14 protein-coding genes are annotated in these 12,934 nt (G+C 73.8%); 4 read left to right on the forward strand and 10 right to left on the reverse strand.

The window, feature by feature from the left end:
* Window positions 1–41: 41 nt before the first annotated feature.
* From K329_RS0122980 to K329_RS0122995, 4 genes are all read right to left on the reverse strand, one after another.
* Window positions 42–242: a hypothetical protein gene (locus K329_RS0122980; RefSeq protein WP_028474858.1), complete on the reverse strand. Its 201-nt coding sequence runs from the start codon at window positions 240–242 to the stop codon at window positions 42–44.
* 28 nt (window positions 243–270) lie between these two features.
* A complete protein-coding gene (locus K329_RS0122985) occupies window positions 271–771 on the reverse strand; it encodes a hemerythrin domain-containing protein (RefSeq protein WP_028474859.1) in 501 nt (166 codons plus the stop codon).
* 148 nt (window positions 772–919) lie between these two features.
* Entirely contained in the window at window positions 920–1,699 is a 780-nt protein-coding gene (locus K329_RS29075; protein WP_169721630.1) for a response regulator transcription factor, read from the reverse strand.
* A gap of 342 nt (window positions 1,700–2,041) precedes the next feature.
* The gene (locus K329_RS0122995; protein WP_028474860.1) at window positions 2,042–3,739 is read right to left on the reverse strand and encodes a sensor histidine kinase; all 1,698 of its coding nucleotides are present in this window, start codon (window positions 3,737–3,739) and stop codon (window positions 2,042–2,044) included.
* A gap of 124 nt (window positions 3,740–3,863) precedes the next feature.
* Here K329_RS0122995 and K329_RS0123000 point away from each other — a divergent pair, with 124 nt between their 5' ends.
* Complete coding sequence (locus K329_RS0123000; protein WP_028474861.1) at window positions 3,864–4,256, forward strand: RidA family protein; 393 nt, start codon at window positions 3,864–3,866, stop codon at window positions 4,254–4,256.
* A gap of 57 nt (window positions 4,257–4,313) precedes the next feature.
* Window positions 4,314–4,625: an STAS domain-containing protein gene (locus K329_RS0123005; protein ID WP_028474862.1), complete on the forward strand. Its 312-nt coding sequence runs from the start codon at window positions 4,314–4,316 to the stop codon at window positions 4,623–4,625.
* A gap of 48 nt (window positions 4,626–4,673) precedes the next feature.
* Here the strand turns inward: K329_RS0123005 and K329_RS0123010 are convergent, their stop codons facing one another.
* Entirely contained in the window at window positions 4,674–5,717 is a 1,044-nt protein-coding gene (locus tag K329_RS0123010; protein WP_028474863.1) for an NAD(P)-dependent alcohol dehydrogenase, read from the reverse strand.
* Between the two features lie 246 nt (window positions 5,718–5,963).
* A complete protein-coding gene (locus K329_RS0123015; RefSeq protein ID WP_028474864.1) occupies window positions 5,964–6,563 on the reverse strand; it encodes a flavin reductase family protein in 600 nt (199 codons plus the stop codon).
* Between the two features lie 180 nt (window positions 6,564–6,743).
* On the opposite strand from K329_RS0123015, the gene K329_RS29080 reads away from it, so the two are divergent.
* Window positions 6,744–7,433: a helix-turn-helix transcriptional regulator gene (locus K329_RS29080; RefSeq protein WP_245596668.1), complete on the forward strand. Its 690-nt coding sequence runs from the start codon at window positions 6,744–6,746 to the stop codon at window positions 7,431–7,433.
* 254 nt (window positions 7,434–7,687) lie between these two features.
* Here K329_RS29080 and K329_RS29085 read toward each other — a convergent pair whose 3' ends face one another.
* Window positions 7,688–9,229 carry a SpoIIE family protein phosphatase gene (locus tag K329_RS29085; RefSeq protein ID WP_052337264.1) on the reverse strand — a complete coding sequence of 514 codons (1,542 nt, stop codon included), beginning with the start codon at window positions 9,227–9,229 and terminating at the stop codon, window positions 7,688–7,690.
* A 281-nt stretch (window positions 9,230–9,510) separates the two neighbouring features.
* On the opposite strand from K329_RS29085, the gene K329_RS0123030 reads away from it, so the two are divergent.
* Window positions 9,511–10,326, forward strand: a complete 816-nt coding sequence (locus K329_RS0123030; RefSeq protein WP_043644458.1) for a sigma-70 family RNA polymerase sigma factor — start codon at window positions 9,511–9,513, stop codon at window positions 10,324–10,326.
* Between the two features lie 113 nt (window positions 10,327–10,439).
* Here K329_RS0123030 and K329_RS0123035 read toward each other — a convergent pair whose 3' ends face one another.
* The 3 genes from K329_RS0123035 to cls form a co-directional block, all read right to left on the reverse strand.
* Window positions 10,440–10,817 carry a hypothetical protein gene (locus K329_RS0123035; protein ID WP_028474866.1) on the reverse strand — a complete coding sequence of 126 codons (378 nt, stop codon included), beginning with the start codon at window positions 10,815–10,817 and terminating at the stop codon, window positions 10,440–10,442.
* 1 nt (window position 10,818) lies between these two features.
* Window positions 10,819–11,364, reverse strand: a complete 546-nt coding sequence (locus K329_RS29090; protein WP_052337265.1) for a pyridoxamine 5'-phosphate oxidase family protein — start codon at window positions 11,362–11,364, stop codon at window positions 10,819–10,821.
* Window positions 11,365–11,427: 63 nt separating this feature from the next.
* Window positions 11,428–12,915 carry a cardiolipin synthase gene (gene cls / locus K329_RS0123045; RefSeq protein ID WP_052337266.1) on the reverse strand — a complete coding sequence of 496 codons (1,488 nt, stop codon included), beginning with the start codon at window positions 12,913–12,915 and terminating at the stop codon, window positions 11,428–11,430.
* Window positions 12,916–12,934: the final 19 nt, after the last annotated feature.

Genomic DNA, 12,934 nt, shown 5'->3' on the forward strand with positions numbered 1-12,934 from the left:
GGTCGCTCCCGTACGACGGCGGCCGCGTCCGCCGTACGCGGTCAGGGGCTGACGGAGCCGTCGCCGGTGCGCGTGGGGCACGCGTCGTTCGTGCAGATCCGGTCGTCGACGGTCGGGTCGCCCGAGCCGACGACGCCGTCGGGCGGCCCGGTGAGGGCGTCGGCCGGTGCCGTGTCGGGCGTGTGGGGCGCGAGGCGCACGGGGGATCCGCAGACCGTGCAGGGGCGGGCGTCGGCGTACATGGGGTCCTCCGAGGGGTCGGGGCGGGGGCTACTTGATGACGGCGTCGACCGTCTTCTTCAGGGCGCTCGGCTGCGACGGGCGCGTGGGCGCGGTCTTCTTCGCCTCGATCATCTCGGCGCCGATCTCCTGCAGCACGGAGCGACCCAGGGCCTCACGGACCTTCGGGAACCACTCGTCCTCCTCCTCCGCGATGTGGTGGCGCACGTTCTCGATCAGCACCGTGGTCTTGGCGTCGAACCGCTCCGCGTCGGGCGCCAGCGCAGCGAGCTCGACCACGAGCAGATCGGCGACGTGGTGCTCCTCGTAGGACTCGAGCACGTCCTCCTCGAGCTCCGGCACGAGCTCGCGCACCCGGGGGTACATGACCTCGTTCTCGATGTAGGTGTGCACCGTCAGCAGCTCGATCATGCGGTCGACCAGGCGCCCCTTGGTCTTGAGCGCGTTCTCGCCGGCGGCCTCGAACTCGGTGAAGGTCTTCAGGATGTGCTGGTGGTCGTCCTTCAGCAGGACGATCGCGTCGGTCGACATGGGGCTCCTCGGGTCGCGGCGGCGCGCGGGGGACCGGCGCCGTGACGGTGCGGTACCCGGGCCCGACGCACCCGACGCACCCGACGCACCGGGCCCGACGCACCCGGCCCGACGCACCCGGCCCGACGCACGAGCCGCACGAGCCGGGTCAGACCGCGGTGAGCGGCCAGCGGTCGTCGCGACCGTCACGCCCTGTGCGGGAGTGACCCGCACGGGCGACGGGCGCCTCCGCGACGGCGGGCGCGGGGCGCGACCGGGTGGCGAGCAGCGCGGCCTGGGTGCGGCCGCGGACGCCGAGCCGGGCGAGCACCCGGGTGACGTGGTTCTTGACGGTCTGCTCGGAGAGCACCATCCGGTCGGCGATCTCCCGGTTGGTGAGGCCCTCGCCGATGAGCTCGAGGATGCGCTCCTGCTGGGCGGTGAGGTGCTGGGCGTACGCCGGGGCCGCCGGCGTGGCCGGCCGCTCGGTCGGGTCCGCCACGAGGCGGCGCGCCCCGTCGGTGTCGACGAGGGTGTAGCCCGAGGCGACGAGCTCGATGCCGGTGGCGAGCGCGCGGGAGCCGATGTTGCTGTGCACCCAGCCCTCGGCGCCGGCATGGATCGCGTCGTGGAGCGTGTCCTCCCGCGGGTTCGCGAGCAGCAGGACGCGGGCGGCCGACCGGCGCAGCTTCACCTGGCGGCACAGCTCGACGGCGGACCCGTCGGGGAGGTTGTCGCCGAGCACCGCGACGTCGAACGACGTCTCGAGCAGCATCGCCAGGCCCTCGGCGTACGTGCCCGCCTCGGCCGTCACCTGCGCCGGCGTGCCCTCGAGCAGGGCCGTGAGACCGAAGCGGAGCACGGCCTGGCCGTCGACCACCGCGACGCGGATCCGACCGGAGGGCGTGGGGTGCGTCGTGCGGGCTGTCGAGCCGTGCGGTCCAGGCACCATCTGTTCGTCTCCCGAGGTGTGGTCGTGCTGCGGCGTCGTGGGGGCATGGTGCTGGTGTGCCGATTTTAGATTCAACGAGGGCCTCGTGGGCGGGGTGCGCCGCCGGGCCCGGCCGGCGGAACCCCCTGGCGTGACACCGGGGGGTCGGGCGAGGCGGGATCCGTTGCCCCGTGCGGGTTTCCGGCTGCACGGCGGGGGGCCGCGGGCCGACTAGACCAGTGGGCCCGACACGCCGTACGACGGCCGCGGGCCCGGCCCCCGCCGTACCACACCCGCCGTACGACACCCCGCGCCCGGAGGGGTGCCGAACCGGGGCCGGTGCGCTGGACGCGGAGGCGGTCAGGTGTGCTGCGGGGCGGGGAGGGGGAGCCGGATGACGGCCACCGTGCCGCGCCCGGGGGTGCTGCTGAGCTCGATCTCGCCCCCGTGTGCCTCGACGAGGCTCCGGGCGATCGAGAGCCCGAGGCCGATGCCCTGGATGGCGCTCGCCCGGGCGCCGTCGGCGCGGTAGAAGCGGTCGAACGCCCGCCGTACCTCGGCGGGGGTCATGCCGCGGCCGGTGTCGGAGACCGAGAGGACGGCCGTTCCCGAGCCGTCCCGGTGGTCCTCCCGGTGCAGCGTCACCGTGACGGCCCCACCGGGGTCGGTGTACTTCAGGGCGTTGCCCAGCAGCTGGTCGAGCGCGCGTCCGAGCCGGCCCGCGTCGGCGGGGGCCCAGACCTGCGCGGCCGCGGGGTCCGTGACGTCGGTGAGGTCGGGACGCAGCACGATCCCGGCGTTCGCGGCCGGCCGGCGGTGACGGCCCACGGCCTCGGCCAGCACGTCGGAGAGATCCACGGGCACCCCGTCGAGCATCGGCTGGGCCGCCTTCGTGCGCGAGCCCTCGAGCAGCTCCTCGATGCGCGACATCAGCACGTGGGCGTTGCGGCGGGCCGAGGCCAGGGAGCGGGCGAGCAGCGGGTCCTCGACGATCGCGTCGGCGTCGGCGAGCAGGTCGTGGTGGCCGATGATCGACGTCAGCGGCGTGCGCAGCTCGTGCGAGACGGTCGCCAGGAACCGGTCGCGCACCTCCACGGCCTCGATGAGGTCCGTGACGTCCCAGGCCGCGGCCACGGCGCCGAGCCGCACCGGACCGTCGTACAGCTGGTGGCAGCTCACGACGACGGCGCGCTGGTCGCCGGGCGGGCCGTACCGGTGGAGGCGCCCGTCGACCTCCTCGCCGCGGCGGGCGCACGGGATGATCTGCTCCGCGGCGGGGACCAGCGTCAGGTGGTCGTCGGAGTAGACGTGGTGCCCGGCGAAGCGGGCCTCCTCCGGCAGGTGGTCGGGGTGGCGCCCGGCCAGCTGGGCGAGCTCGAGGGCCCGGGCGTTGGTCAGCAGCGGCTCGCCCGTGTCGTCGAGGTAGCAGACCCCCGCCTCGACGACGCTCATCACCTTCTCCACGACCACGAGCCGTTGGCGGGCCAGGTCGAGCGACGCCCGGACCGCCGCGTTGGAGTCGAGCAGGGCCTGGTGGTTCCGGCCGATGATCATCGAGAGCCGCCGGGCGACGACGGCCAGGACGACCGCCATGATCGGGAAGAGGGAGGCCTGCACCCAGGCCAGGCCGTCGTTGGGCCCGGTCGCGCTCGACACGAGCGGCACGACGCTCTGGGCGCACCCCCCGAGCACGGCCAGGGCCACCCCGCGGCGCCCGAAGTCGAAGGCCAGCCACATGATCGGCAGCACGCTGAGGAGACCGATGGAGCGGACCTCGGCCAGGTCCAGCCGCAGCACGACCGCGCCGGCGAGGTCGATCGCCGGCACCAGGACGCGCCAGGCGAGCCCGATGCGCTCCCAGGGGACGGCGACGGCGGCGACCGAGGCTGCGGCGACGGCGGCGAACGCCATGACCGACAGCGGTCGCTGCAGGAGGTGGGGAGCCGTCAGCGCCAGCCCGGCCGCGAGGTACGCGGCGAACAGGAGGGTCGGGAGCTGCCACACGGCGAAGACGCGGAGCCGTCCCCGTGCGGTGAGGTCCCGGTCTGGAGAGAGCACGCCCGAGGGTCCTTTCGAAGGTGCACCATTGGACACCACCGCCCGCTCGGGGGGGTCGCCGATTGTGCACAAACGGTGCATACCTTGAGGTCCGTCGCTCCGTTCGACGTGCCAGCATGCGTCCATGACCCAGCGCCGGACGATCACCAGCGGCTCCACCTTCGAGGAGGAGATCGGGTACGCCCGCGCCGTCGTGGTCGGCGACCGGGTCCACGTCTCCGGCACGACGGGCTTCGACTACGCGACGATGACGATCGCGGACGACGTCGTCGTGCAGGCCGAGCAGTGCCTGCGCAACGTCGCGGCGGCCCTCGCCGAGGCCGGCATGGACCTGACGGACGTCGTCCGCGTGCGCTACCTGCTCCCCGACCGCGAGGACTTCGCGCCCTGCTGGCCGGTGCTGCGGCGTCACTTCGGCGACGTGCGCCCGGCCGCGACGATGATGGTGTGCGGCCTCGCGGACGAGCGGATGCGCATCGAGATCGAGGTCGAGGCCTGCCGGACGACGGGGTCCTGAAGGGGTCACCCGGGCGGGTGACCTGGCCGGATGCACCCCGGTCGCTAGGCTGAGGAGATGGAGGAGCAGCCGTTCGGCGCCGCGGTCGACGCCGAGTCGCGCACCCTCACCGTCACCGGCGGTATCTACGGCTGGCGCGACGTGCAAGCCTTCGAGGCCGCGCTCACCGAGGCCTCCGACGGGCTGAAGCGGGACCTCCGGGTCGACCTGAGCCACGCCGAGTTCTTCCCGAGCCTCGGCATCGGCACCCTCATCGCCGTCCGCCGCCGCGCGAAGGTGCACGGTGCCGACATCACCCTCGTCGCGGCCGAGGGGTCGCTGGCGCACCGCGCCCTCACGATCACGGGCCTGCCGGTCGACCTGGTGTAGGTCGGCCGGCAGGCCCGTGGTGTGTGAGGGGTCGGTGACCCCGGTGGCTCAGGCGAGCGTCGCGGTGTCGATCACGAAGCGGTAGCGCACGTCCGAGGCGAGCACGCGCTCGTAGGCCTCGTTGATCTGGTCGGCGGCGATGACCTCGACCTCGGCCGAGATGCCGTTCTCGGCGCAGAAGTCGAGCATCTCCTGGGTCTCGGCGATGCTGCCGATGCCGGAGCCGGCGAACGAGCGGCGGTTGCCGAACAGCGTGAAGACGTGCAGCGGCAGCGGCTCGCCGGGCGCGCCGACGTTGACCATCGTGCCGTCGAGCGCGAGCAGGCCGAGGTAGGCGTCGAGGTCGAGCACGGCGCTCACCGTGTTGATCACGAGGTCGAAGCTGTTGGCGAGCTCGTCGAACGTGGCCGGGTCGCTCGTGGCGTAGTAGTGGCTCGCGCCGAGGCGGAGCCCGTCCTCCTGCTTCTTCAGCGACTGCGAGAGCACGGTGACCTCGGCACCCATGGCGGCGGCGATGCGCACGGCGAGGTGGCCGAGCCCGCCCAGACCGACGACCGCGACCTTCTTGCCGGGGCCGGCGTTCCAGTGGGCGAGGGGCGAGTACGTCGTGATGCCCGCGCAGAGCAGGGGCGCGGCGGTCTCGTAGGGGATCGCCTCGGGCACGCGGAGCACGAAGTCCTCGACGACCACGACGTGGGTGGAGTAGCCGCCCTGCGTCACGGTGCCGTCGCGGTCGATGCCGTTGTAGGTCTGGATGTTGCCCTTCAGGCAGTAGTTCTCCATGCCGGCCTTGCAGTTCACGCACTCGCGGCACGAGTTGACCATGCAGCCGACGCCGACGCGGTCGCCGACGCTGTGGAGGGTGACCTCGGAGCCGACCTCGGCGACGGTGCCGACGATCTCGTGTCCGACGACCTGCGGGTAGGTGATGTCGCCCCAGTCGCCGCGGACGGTGTGGATGTCGGAGTGGCAGATGCCGGCGTACGCGATCTCGATCAGGACGTCGTGGGGGCCGACGTCGCGGCGCTCGATGGTGGTGGGCACGAGCGGCTCGGTGGCCGACGGGGCGGCGTAGGCGTTGACGGTGCGCATGGGAAGGATCTCCTCGGGGGATGGCGGGGAAAGGTGGGACGCGGGTCGTGGGGGAGACGACCGGTCCCGGGTCGGGGGTGCCGCCGGCGGTGGCCGGCGTCGGACGGGCCGTCGGTCAGGCCCGTGGTCACGAGCCTACGAGCAACCCGTACGGCGAGGGAGGCCCTGCGAGTGCACCCCTCGCGGCTGGTGGCCCGTGCCCCGCTGGGTACGGCGGCGTGGCAGCCGCGCGGGTACGGCGGCGGCTCAGCCCCGTGCGACGTCCTCGGGGTCCTTCGGGCGCGCCACGGTCACGACCTCGCCGGGGAGCCCCCACTCCTCGCCGCCGAGCCGGGCGACCGGGGCCAGGAGGTCGTAGCTGGGGTGACCGTCGACCATCACGCGCTCGTCGACGTTGATGCCGACGACCTCGCCCAGGACGAGCACCGACGAGCCGAGGTCGACCGTCGAGTGCAGGCGGCACTCGAGGCTCGCCGGGGAGTCGGCCACGACGGGCGGACGCACGAGCCGGGCGGGGGAGGTCGCGATGCCGAGCTCGACGGCCTCGTCCGCCTCGGGCGCGAACGCGGCGCTGGAGCCGTTGGCGTCGTGGAGCTGCGGGCGCGACACCACGCTCACGGTGAACTCGCCGGTGGCCAGGACGTTGCGCAGGGTGTCCTTGCGACCGATGGAGGCGAACGTGACGATCGGCGGGTCGGCGCTCGCGACGGTGAAGAAGGAGTGCGGCGCGAGGTTGCCCGTGCCGTCCGCGTCGACGGTGCCGATCCACGCGATCGCCCGCGGCACCACGAGGGCCGTGAGGTAGGCGTAGGCGTTGACGTCGTCGGACGTGGGGTCGAGGTGCATCACCCGACCGACGGTAGCCGCCGTTCCCGACGGCCGCTCCCGGGCCGCATCCGGTCGCGGTGTCATGACGTCCGCCCAGGTGAGGGGCCGTTCACCCCTGTGGGTGATTGTCGCGAGGTTGTCACCGTTCGGGTGGTCGCGGACTCTTGAATTGGTCCACTTTTCTTCTACATTTCGGCCGTGGCTGAACCTGTCTCCCCGTTGCTCCTCGTCACGATCGTCGACGAGTACCCCCTGGCCGTCGCCGGGCTCCGGACCCTGCTCGGCGACCACCCCGACATCGGGATGGTCGAGCCGGAGGACGCGCTGCGCCGGTCGGCCGAGCTCGACGTGGTGCTCTACGAGCCGATCGGGCTGGGCGCGCTCAGCCGTGCCCGGCTGCGCGAGCTCACCACCGGCCAGGCGGCGCCGACCATGGTCGAGTTCAGCTGGAGCGACGCGGCGCACCGCCCGGGTCGACGCGGGCCCCGCCTCTCCAAGCAGGCAGGCGTCGACGAGCTGGTCGACCTGCTCGTCGAGGTCGCCGCCGAGCGTCGGCGCCTGCTCGCGACGCCGCGCCGTCGCCTCGTGGCCCGGTCGGTCTTCGACGTGCTCGACCACGACCCCGAGCTGCGCCGCATCGGCCTCTCGAGGCGTGAGGTCGAGGTGCTCGCGCTGATCACGCAGGGCTACAGCAACGAGGAGATCACGCGGCAGCTCTACCTCTCGATCAACTCGATCAAGACGTACGTGCGCGGGGCCTACGCGAAGATCCAGGTCGACCGGCGTGCCCAGGCCGTGGCCTGGGGCATGCGGCACGGCCTCGACACCCTGCTGCAGACCGCGAGCGACTCGACCAGCCGCCGCGACGACGCCCAGCCCCCGGCCTGACCCCGGGAACCGGTCCGGGCGACCTTCGTGGTCCGGCCCCCACGGACCGGGTCCGGGTGGTAGAAAAGACCTCGCCCTCCTCTTCGCCCAGCAGGTGACATCTCACCGGCGACGGACGATCCGAGGGCAGGCGCTTCGCTTCCGTGCTGAGCACACCGAGGCGCACGGGCGGCGGACACCCTGGGGGTGACCGCCGCCCGTCCTCGTTCCCGCCCGGCTCGCCCCGGCTCCCGCCCCCGGTCCGCCGGTCCCGCTCACCCCGCCTGGGCCGCCCCGTGCGGCAGCCCGGCGAGGTCGAGGATCCGGCCGATGGACGACTCGGGCGCGACGACGAGCCGCAGCCGCGCCACGTCGCCCAGGGCCTCGCGCTCGCCCGCCACGTCGTGGAGCGCCCGCACCCCGCTGCTCGTCAGGTGGGTGACGCCGCGGAGGTCGACGGTGAGCGGGCGGCGGCGGCCCGTCGTACCGCGTCGCAGCTGCACCAGGAAGCGGTCGGCGGAGCCCGCGTCGACGTGCCCGACCACCTCGAGCCGGGTGCCGTCGTCGCTCCAGCGCATCCGGAGCCGGGTGCCGTCGCCGGGCGACCGGCCAGTCGGGCGGTCGTCGCCGGCCTCCCACAGCTGGGCGGCCCGGCAGAGCGGCGTCCGCACGCACACGCGCGTGCCGTCGTCCGTGCTCTCGATCGTCAGGTCGTCCACCATCTCGCGGGCGATGCTGAGCCCGTGGCCGCGGTCGTCGGGAGGGGCGCCGACGGGTTCCCGCCAGCGGCCGAGGTCGCCGACGACGGCCGAGACGACCCCGGTCTCCGGGAGCGCGACCTCGACGTGGAGCGGGCCCGGGGCCCCGTCGTACGCGTGGTCGGCCACGTTCGTCACCAGCTCGCCGACGGCGTGCTGCAGCGCCGTGCCGTCGAGGGGACGGGCGCCGAGCTCCGTGAGCCAGGCGGCCACGGCGCGCCGCACCTGGCCGGGAGCGGCGTCGTCGGCCGTGAGGTCGAGCAGGAGGGGCGTCGGCGCGGCCACGCGCTGGGCCACCACGACGGTGACGTCGTCGTCCGGCTCGCCCGCGCGCACCAGGAGGTCGAGGGCGCTGCCGCACACGCGCTCGCTCGTACGGCGGGGAGCAGCCCCGTCGGCCCCGTCGCCCGTCGCGCTCGCCGTGACGCCGGCGAGCAGCCGCACCGCCGCCGAGCCGTCACCGGGTCGCTCGACGAGGTCGGCGGTGTGCAGCACCAGGAGGTCGCCGGGCTCCAGCCGGAGCGCGGCGGTCGTGAGGTCGCCGCGGGTGGCGAGGGGCACGGCGCCCGTGAGGGGCAGGAAGGTGGCGTCACCGCCGCGCGGGAGGTGCACCGGCGGGACGTGGCCGGCCGTGCAGTACTCGCCCTCGCCCGTGGTCGGGTCGACCTCGACGACGCAGACCGTGGTCGCCCGGGCGCCGGCCTCGCGGCGGGCGTAGCGGTCGAGCGCCGCCAGCACCTCGGCGAGCGGGGCGTCGGTGCCGAGCCGCTCGTCGAGCACGGTGCGCAGCCGGCCCATCACCGCCGCGGCGGCGGCTCCCGTGCCGACGGTGCTGCCCGCGACGAGCGCCACCCGGCCGGACGGCCGGGCCACGACGTCGTACCAGTCGCCGCCGGCCAGCGTGCGGGGCGCGAGGAGGTGCGCGGCGTCCACGTCGAGGCCCGGGACCACCGGGACGTGCTGGGGGAGCAGGGCCTCCTGGAGGCTCCGCGTGACCCGCCGGGCCTCCCGCAGCTCGGCCTCGAGGGCCTCGATGCGGGAGTGGTCGTCGCGGTTCATGTCGGCGCTCTTCCGTCGGCGTGCGTGCGTGGCCGGGCGGTTCCCCGGACGAGGCGGAGGTACCCAGGCGAGGCTCCCCTCATGTCTGCCGGGACGGCGCGGTCCGGCTCGCGGGCCCCCGCGCGCGCGTACCCGGACCCTCACCCCCTGAGGGGAGGTTCGCTCGGAGGGTCCCGCCTAGCGTCGAGGGCAGCGCTCGCCCCGGGTCCCCGAGGCGTGTCGTGGCCCCGTCCCAGCCGAACCAGATGGCTGGGGCGACGTCGACCAGACTGGGATGGACCATGCTCACGGACGACCTCGATCAGCCCTTCCGCACCCCGCGCAGCCGCGAGGAGCGCAGCACCGCCACGCGCGAGCTCTTCGAGCTGACCCGCACGGCCACCACCGAGGCGGAGCGGGAGCGGATCCACCGCCACCTCGTCGTGATCAACATGGAGGTCGCGCGGGCGCTCGCGGCCCGGCACCGCAGCAAGGGCATCCCGCAGGAGGACCTCGAGCAGGTCGCCTACCTCGCCCTGGTGCGCGCGGTCACCAACTTCGACCTCGGTCGTGACCACGACTTCCTGACCTACGCCGTGCCGTGCATCCGCGGCGAGCTGCGCAAGCACTTCCGCGACCACGGCTGGATGGTCCGCCCGCCGCGTCCCGTGCAGGAGGTCCAGGCCCGCGTCGTCGAGGCCCGTGACCGGCTGGCCGGCGCCCACGGCGACAACGTCCCCCTCGCTGCGATCGCCGCCGACCTCGACATCGAGGTCACCCTGGTCGAGCAGGCGCTGGCCGCCGAGGGCTGCTTCCGCCCCAGCTCGCTGGACGCCCCGAGCAACGCCGACGACATGGGCGCCGTGCGCGCCCCGGCGCCGCTCATCAGCGACCAGTCGGCCGACCGGGACCGCGCCGACGTGCGCACCATGCTCCGCCCGGTGATGCGTCACCTCGCCGAGCGCGACCGTCGCGTGCTCTCGATGCGCTTCCTCTCCGACTGCACGCAGCAGGAGATCGCCGACGAGCTCGGCATCACGCAGACCCAGGTCTCGCGCCTCATCGCGCGCATCCTCGGCGACCTGCGGGAGCTCGTGGGGTCCGTCGACGCCCCGTGAGCCGGTCCCGTCGCCCACCGCGACGGCCCACGACACGCCACGACCCGGCCCCCGCTCGCAGCGGGTGCCGGGTCGCCGTGCGTCCGGGGAGGGGTGGCCGGCGGTCCGGTCGGTCAGCGCTGGCGCAGGTCGGCGACGAGCACCGCGGTGTTGAGCGCGCCCCAGCCGAGCGTGACGGCGGCGACCTTGCGGCGCACGTCGTCGTCGTCCGTGGCCCGCAGGAGCACCAGGCAGTCCGCGACGTCCATCGCGATGCGCAGGGCGAGGGCGGCCCGGCCCACCTGGCGCGACCCGGTCACGCCGACGAGGCTGACCGCGATGTCGCGCGCGCCGTACGTGCGGGCCAGGGTCTCGTAGCCCGCGCGGTCGGCTCCGGTCGCCTCGAGGGCGTCGGGCAGGTGCGAGGGCTTCGCAAGGGCGAACACGCCGTACGACGCGGTGGCCGCCGAGACGAGGCGGGTGGGCAGGAAGCGCTTGGTGGCGGTGGTCATGTCATCCGTCCAGTCGGGTGGTGGCGTTCTCGGAGGGGAACTTCTGCGGGTCGCCGGTGACGGCGGCACGGATGCCGCCGACGAGCTGACGCACCTTGGAGCGGGGCGCGTCCCAGTACTCCGCCGTCTCGACGTGCACCTTCAGGAGCGCGAGCGTCGGGGTGTCGAGGCCGTCGGCGAACCAGACCTCGAGGGCGGGCGACCACAGCTCCTCCGCCTTCACCTTGTCCTCCACGAGCTCGGCGGTGCCGGACAGCGACGTCCAGGCGCTGTGCTTCTCGTCGGAGAAGGAGACGTTGACCTGCGGGTGGGAGCGGATGTCGGCGATCTTCGAGGAGTCGTCGTGGACGAAGAACCAGAGGTCGCCGTCGAACTCGACGTCCTGGAGCGCCATCGGTCGGCTGACGTGCCGTCCGTCGGCCGTCATCGTGGTGAGCATCGAGATCCTCGCCTGGTCGACGAGCTCGGCCACCTTCGCGACGTCGTCCGCGTCGGCGCCCGCGTTGCCGTGGGCGTGGTCGGGGGTGCTGCCGTCGGTCTGCGCCATGCGGTCCTCCTGGGGGTGCGGCGGTCGGCGAGCTGCCGACTCCGGGGCGGTACCCGCTCGGCGCTACTGCAGCGCGGAGGTCAGCCGCATGACGTTGTCGACGTACTTCAGGCGCGCCGGCCGCCGGTCCCACTCGTCGGCGAGCAGCTCGCGCGAGAGGCCGCGGTAGGTGTCCTCGACCTCGCGCAGCCGCGCGACGACCGGCTCCCCGAGGAGCATCAGCGAGATCTCGTAGTTGAGCGAGAACGAGCGCATGTCCATGTTGCTCGACCCGATGACCGCGACGTCGTCGTCGATCGTGAAGTGCTTCGCGTGCAGCACGTAGGGCTCCGGGTAGAGGTAGATGCGCACCCCGGCCTCCAGCAGCGCGTGGTAGTACGACGCCTGCGCGTGGCCGACCATGAACTGGTCGGAGACCTCGCTGACGAACAGCTCGACCGCGACGCCGCGCTGCGCGGCGGTCGTGACGGCGTACAGGAGCGACTCGTCGGGCACGAAGTAGGGGCTCGTGAGCGAGACGCGGTGCGTGGCCCCGTAGATGAGGGACGTGAACATCCGCAGGTTGTTCTCGGTGACGAAGCCGGGTCCGCTCGGCACGACCTGCGCGGGCACGTCGCCCACCGCCTCGGCCGCGACGCCGTGCGCGTCGGGCACCCACTGCGTGCCGGCGTCGAGCACCTCGGCCGTCTCGGTGTACCAGTCGCTGACGAAGACCGCCTCGAGCTCGTGGACGACGGGCCCGTGCAGCCGCACCATCAGCTCGACCCACTCGCGACCCCGCGCCCGGTTCCTCGGCTTGTGGTAGCAGGGCTCGGTCAGGTTCTGCGAGCCCATGAACCCCACCCGCCCGTCGACGACGAGCAGCTTGCGGTGGTTGCGCAGGTCGGGCCGGCGCCAGCGGCGCCGCAGCGGCTGGATCGGCAGCATCGCGCGCCACTCGATGCCGCTCGCGTCGAGGCGCCGCACGAGGTCGCGGTAGCCGTCGAGGCGGCGCGAGCCCACGTGGTCGAGCAGCAGCCGCACGGCCACCCCGCGGTCGGCCGCCGCGGCCATCGCGGACAGGAGCACGTCGGTCACCTCGTCCCACGCGGTGATGTAGAACTCGACGTGCACGAACCTCTCGGCGCGCTCGACCTCCTCGGCCATCAGCGCGATCGAGCCCGCGTAGTCGGTGACCACCTCCGCCCGGTTGCCGAGCAGCAGCGGCAGCGAGCCGTTGCGCAGGTTGAGGCGCGACACCGCGGTGACGTACGGCGGGGAGCCCGCCGGCGGCAGCTGCTCGGGCAGCGCGGCGACCGCGTCGGCGATCGCCCCGGTGGCCTCGCGCAGGCGCTTCTGGCGGCGGCTGCCGATGTGGGTGCTGCCGAAGAACAGGAACGCGACGATCCCGACGCCGGGCAGCAGCAGGACGGCGAGGAGCCAGGCCATGCCCGTCGAGGGCTTGCGGTTGCCGGGGATCGCCCCGATCGCGACGACGTTGACGACGATGCCCGCCAGGAACACGAGCGATCCGACGATGCCGGCGGAGCCCGCCCAGTCCGGGAGCGACATGGGCGTCAACCTAGGCCAT

It is taken from the genome of Nocardioides alkalitolerans DSM 16699, from assembly GCF_000426525.1.
Lineage (GTDB): Bacteria > Actinomycetota > Actinomycetes > Propionibacteriales > Nocardioidaceae > Nocardioides > Nocardioides alkalitolerans.

Coding starts and splice junctions, on each gene's coding strand:
- K329_RS0122980 (WP_028474858.1), bottom strand. CDS start 242: ATGTACGCCGACGCCCGCCCCTGCACGGTCTGCGGATCCCCCGTGCGC.
- K329_RS0122985 (WP_028474859.1), bottom strand. CDS start 771: ATGTCGACCGACGCGATCGTCCTGCTGAAGGACGACCACCAGCACATC.
- K329_RS0123000 (WP_028474861.1), top strand. CDS start 3,864: ATGACCCAGCGCCGGACGATCACCAGCGGCTCCACCTTCGAGGAGGAG.
- K329_RS0123005 (WP_028474862.1), top strand. CDS start 4,314: ATGGAGGAGCAGCCGTTCGGCGCCGCGGTCGACGCCGAGTCGCGCACC.
- K329_RS0123010 (WP_028474863.1), bottom strand. CDS start 5,717: ATGCGCACCGTCAACGCCTACGCCGCCCCGTCGGCCACCGAGCCGCTC.
- K329_RS0123015 (WP_028474864.1), bottom strand. CDS start 6,563: ATGCACCTCGACCCCACGTCCGACGACGTCAACGCCTACGCCTACCTC.
- K329_RS29085 (WP_052337264.1), bottom strand. CDS start 9,229: ATGAACCGCGACGACCACTCCCGCATCGAGGCCCTCGAGGCCGAGCTG.
- K329_RS0123030 (WP_043644458.1), top strand. CDS start 9,511: ATGCTCACGGACGACCTCGATCAGCCCTTCCGCACCCCGCGCAGCCGC.
- K329_RS0123035 (WP_028474866.1), bottom strand. CDS start 10,817: ATGACCACCGCCACCAAGCGCTTCCTGCCCACCCGCCTCGTCTCGGCG.
- K329_RS29090 (WP_052337265.1), bottom strand. CDS start 11,364: ATGGCGCAGACCGACGGCAGCACCCCCGACCACGCCCACGGCAACGCG.
- cls (WP_052337266.1), bottom strand. CDS start 12,915: ATGTCGCTCCCGGACTGGGCGGGCTCCGCCGGCATCGTCGGATCGCTC.